This window comes from Neisseria sp. P0022.S010, from assembly GCF_051956635.1.
Window position 1 is genome coordinate 1 of the sequence record NZ_JBQCXF010000320.1, and the last position, 3,405, is coordinate 3,405.

Sequence of the window (3,405 nt, forward strand, 5' to 3'; positions counted from 1 at the left end):
CTGTTTGTGGCGATTCCGGCCGTATTGGCGTACAACTTCCTCAATCGCGGTACAAAAACCATCGCGCAAGATATGGATGCATTTGCACATGACCTGCATGTCCGCCTTCTGAACCAAAAGGATTAAACCATGGCTTTCGGATCAATGAATTCCGGCGATGATGCGCCGATGTCGGATATCAACGTTACACCTTTGGTGGACGTGATGCTGGTGTTGCTGATTGTATTTATGATTACCATGCCGGTACTGACCCACTCGATTCCTTTGGAGTTGCCGACTGCTTCGGAAAAAGCGGCAAAAGAGGACAAGCAGCAGCCTAAAGATCCTTTGCGTTTGAGCATTGATGCCAATGGTGCTTATGTCGTTGGCGGTGATTCGGATGCCAAAGTGGATTTGGCAACGGTAACCGCCAAGCTGAAAGAGGCCAAAGCGAAAAACGAAGATGTGATTGTGGCGATTGCGGCGGATAAAGCGGTTGAATACGATTACGTCAACCAAGCCCTGCAAGCGGCACGCGAAGCCGGTATCAGTAAAATCGGTTTTGTAACGGAAACCAAAGCGCAATAATCTTTTGAACACAGTAAAGGCCGTCTGAAATTTGAGTAAAGTTTCAGACGGCCTTTTGTTGTATTTGGTAACTATATGTCCAGGCTGTATAATTAGCGGATTAAATTCAATAATGACAATACAGGAACCGCCATGACAGAAACCATCGAACGCGACAGTATGCAATACGATGTCGTGATTGTCGGCGCAGGCCCGTCGGGTTTGTCCGCCGCCATCAAACTCAAGCAGCTTGCCGAAAAGAATGGACGCGAAATCAGCGTTTGTGTGGTGGAGAAAGGTTCGGAGGCCGGTGCCCACTCGCTTGCCGGTGCTATCATCGATCCGATTTCTTTGAATGAGCTGATTCCTGATTGGAAAGAAAAAGGCGCGCCGCTGACACGCACAGTGACGAAAGACAGGGTTGTGTTCCTGACCAAGAAAAAAGCGTTCAACCTGCCGATTACCCCTAATTTCGACAACCATGCGAACTACATTGCCAGCTTGGGCGAAGTTGTCCGCTGGTTGGCAGAGCAGGCGGAAAATTTAGGCGTGGAAATTTATCCGGGCTTTGCCGCTGCCGAAGTGCTTTATCACGAAGACGGTTCGGTCAAAGGCATTGCGACCGGCAATATGGGCGTGGGTAAAGACGGCAAACCGACCGATTCATTCCAGCTAGGCATGGAGCTTTGGGCGCAGCAAACCATATTTGCCGAAGGCTGTCGCGGCTCGCTTTCCAAGCAAGTCATTGAACAATTCAAGCTCGACCAAAACAGCGAGCCGCAAACTTACGGCTTGGGCATTAAAGAAATTTGGGAAGTGCCGTCTGAAAAACATCAGCCCGGTTTGGTCATGCACAGCGCAGGCTGGCCGTTGGACAGCAAAACCTACGGCGGCTCGTTTATTTATCACTTTGACGAGAACAAAGTCGCTGTCGGCTTTGTGGTCGGTTTGGATTATCAAAACCCTTATCTGTCGCCGTTTGAAGAGTTCCAACGTTTCAAAACCCATCCTGAAATCCGCAAAACCTTTGAAGGCGGCCGCCGTATCGCTTATGGTGCGCGTTCGCTGATTGAAGGCGGTTTGCAAAGCCTGCCGAAACTCTCGTTCAAGGGCGGCGTTTTGGTCGGCGATGCTGCAGGTTTCCTGAATATGCCGCGCATCAAAGGCATCCATACGGCCATGAAATCCGCCATGCTTGCCGCAGAAGCCGTATTTCCTTTGTTAGAAAACCTCGAAGAAGTGGAAAGCTTCGACAGCGGCAAAGAGGCCACCGATTATCAGCAACGCTTTGAACAAAGTTGGCTGTATCAAGAGCTTTACGCCGCGCGCAATGTCCGTCCGTCATTCAAATGGGGCGTTTACCTCGGCTCCGTCTATACCGGTATCGACCAGATGATTTTCAGAGGCAAAGCCCCGTGGACTTTGAAACATCACGGCAAAGACAACGAGCAGCTCAAAAAAGCCGCTGAATGCAAGCCGATTGACTATCCGAAGCCCGACGGCGTTTTGACCTTCGACCGTTTGAGCAGCGTTTTCCTTGCCAACCTTGCGCACGAAGAAAACCAGCCCGACCATTTGGTGCTGAAAAATCCGCAGGTCATGATAGATGTAAACTACAAAGAATACGCCTCGCCCGAAACCCGCTATTGTCCGGCCGGCGTATATGAAATCGTCGAAGAAAACGGCAATCCGCGCCTGCAAATCAACGCCGCCAACTGTGTTCACTGCAAAACGTGCGACATCAAAGACCCGACGCAAAACATCACTTGGATTTGTCCCGAAGGCGCGAGCGGACCGAATTACGGCGGAATGTAATTTACTGTTTTGAAGTCAAAACCTGAAGGCCGTCTGAGAAGTTTCAGACGGCCTCTATCCTATTATTTCATCAATGGAAGCATTATGAACACGCACATTTGGCAGGCAGGCCGATTTGAAATCGCCTTAGACAAACCAAAAATCATGGGCATCGTCAATCTGACCCCCGATTCATTTTCCGATGGCGGCACCTATTCGCAAAATGTCCAAATAGCATTGGCACATGCCGAGCAGCTGTTGAAAGACGGTGCGGATATTCTCGATATCGGCGGCGAATCTACCCGCCCGGGTTCGGATGATGTTTCTCTTGAAGAAGAATGGGCCAGGGTACAGCCGGTTTTAGCGGAAGTGGCCAAGTGGAATGTTCCCGTCAGCTTGGATACGCGCCGCACGGTGATCATGGGAAAAGCCTTGGCGCAAGGTGGCGTCGATATTATCAACGATGTTGCCGCATTAAGTGATGAAGGCGCAGTCGCATTGCTGGCGCAACAGCCGAAGACGGGCGTGTGTCTCATGCACATGCAGGGTTTGCCCAAAACCATGCAGCTGAATCCGCAATATCAAGATGTCGTCGAAGAAGTCGCGCGTTATTTGAAAGCACGTGCGGCAGAATGCGTTCAAGCAGGCATTGCCCCTGAACGCATCACGCTAGACCCCGGCTTCGGTTTCGGCAAAAACCTGCAACACAACATCACCCTGATAAAACATTTGCCTGAGTTGATGGACGCAACCGGATTTCCCCTTCTGATTGGCGTATCGCGCAAACGTATGATTGGCGAGCTGACAGGCGAACAAGATGCTGCCAAACGCGTACACGGCAGCGTCGCAGCCGCTTTGGCCACAGTGGCTAGAGGCGCGCAAATCATCCGTGTTCACGATGTCAAAGCAACATCGGACGCTTTGAAAGTTTGGGAAGCATTGGGCGTATCGGCATAATGCCCGAATAGAAAACCAACAGGCCGTCTGAAACATTTGCCCGGCATCTTGAACAAGCAACAAGTTATGCTATAATCCGCTTCTACTCTTGACGGGTCTGTAGCTCAG

The 3,405-nt window shown here is 50.7% G+C and carries 3 protein-coding genes and 1 pseudogene; all 4 read left to right on the forward strand.

Going from position 1 to position 3,405, the window contains the following annotated elements:
• Positions 1 to 126, forward strand: a pseudogene (locus ACTHUT_RS16025) (biopolymer transporter ExbB); the annotation flags it as partial.
• 3 nt (positions 127 to 129) lie between these two features.
• The gene (locus ACTHUT_RS16030) at positions 130 to 567 is read left to right on the forward strand and encodes an ExbD/TolR family protein (protein ID WP_049351128.1); all 438 of its coding nucleotides are present in this window, start codon (positions 130 to 132) and stop codon (positions 565 to 567) included.
• A gap of 132 nt (positions 568 to 699) precedes the next feature.
• Complete coding sequence (locus ACTHUT_RS16035) at positions 700 to 2,361, forward strand: electron transfer flavoprotein-ubiquinone oxidoreductase (protein ID WP_440419047.1); 1,662 nt, start codon at positions 700 to 702, stop codon at positions 2,359 to 2,361.
• A gap of 84 nt (positions 2,362 to 2,445) precedes the next feature.
• Complete coding sequence (gene folP, locus ACTHUT_RS16040; protein WP_440419048.1) at positions 2,446 to 3,297, forward strand: dihydropteroate synthase; 852 nt, start codon at positions 2,446 to 2,448, stop codon at positions 3,295 to 3,297.
• The last annotated feature ends 108 nt before the right edge of the window (positions 3,298 to 3,405 follow it).

Excerpts from the sequence above, each read along its gene's own strand:
- ACTHUT_RS16030 (WP_049351128.1), top strand. The coding sequence starts at position 130 with ATGGCTTTCGGATCAATGAATTCCGGCGATGATGCGCCGATGTCGGAT.
- ACTHUT_RS16035 (WP_440419047.1), top strand. The coding sequence starts at position 700 with ATGACAGAAACCATCGAACGCGACAGTATGCAATACGATGTCGTGATT.
- folP (WP_440419048.1), top strand. The coding sequence starts at position 2,446 with ATGAACACGCACATTTGGCAGGCAGGCCGATTTGAAATCGCCTTAGAC.